The sequence below is a fragment of the Alishewanella tabrizica genome, from assembly GCF_014652375.1.
GTDB classification, from domain to species: domain Bacteria; phylum Pseudomonadota; class Gammaproteobacteria; order Enterobacterales; family Alteromonadaceae; genus Alishewanella; species Alishewanella tabrizica.
On sequence record NZ_BMYR01000039.1, the window covers coordinates 1 to 782 of the forward strand.

General features: G+C 40.8%; 1 protein-coding gene. It reads left to right on the forward strand.

Going from position 1 to position 782, the window contains the following annotated elements:
* The first annotated feature begins 72 nt into the window (after positions 1-72).
* Complete coding sequence (locus IE070_RS16515) at positions 73-567, forward strand: DUF6438 domain-containing protein (RefSeq protein WP_189484285.1); 495 nt, start codon at positions 73-75, stop codon at positions 565-567.
* The last annotated feature ends 215 nt before the right edge of the window (positions 568-782 follow it).

The window sequence follows — 782 nt, forward strand, 5'->3', positions numbered from 1 at the left end:
CAGAATGCAAAATTTAACAAGCAAAGGCAGCCGACGCTTGCCGCGCAGCTGCTTTGAGCGTTAGGGTGAAAAATGGATTTCTATAAAAAATTAATTTTTGCGTCGGTATCGTGGCTGTTGGCTTCGTGCAGCACAACAACTCCGACAATTGATAATGAAACTGTCGTTAAGTTAAAGCGTACAGCTTGCTTTGGAAACTGTCCCGTATACACCGTTTCTGTTAAAGCTAATGGTGTAGTTGAGTATGAAGGCAATGAATATGTTTCAATTAAAGGCTTTCAAACAGGCAACCTTCCAAAAGAAAGCGTCGAACTAATCGAGAAAAAACTAATAAAAGTCAAGTTTTTGAAAATGAAATCTCACCTCGATTCAGGTAGCTGGGGTTGTTTCATTTCCGCAACTGATTCTAGTTATATTCTTATTGAAGGCTTAGTAAAAAATAGAAAAAAGGCAGTTTCAACCTATTTAGGTTGTGAATCCAAGCAAGTATATGAAGTTATAAACCTTGCAGAATATATTGACCAAGTGGTTGGCACATCTAAATGGGTAAAAGAAACTGCAGAATAAAGCCCTAACAAAGTGCTGCAACACGCGCACTGCGTGCGCTGGACAGTTTGTAAGTCGCGGCTTTGTGGTTTTGCTGCGCAAAAGTAATCCACAAAACCACGACTTACAAACTGCCGTTGAGCACGGCGTTAGCCGGCTGTCGAGAGGGTGTGTGGTTTCAAAATCTGTTTTACTTTTCGGCTCCGCTTGCGTTAAGTTGTATCTCAGTTGTTAAT

What these genes read in the sequence shown, in the direction of transcription:
- IE070_RS16515 (WP_189484285.1), top strand. Translation starts at nt 73, where the DNA reads ATGGATTTCTATAAAAAATTAATTTTTGCGTCGGTATCGTGGCTGTTG.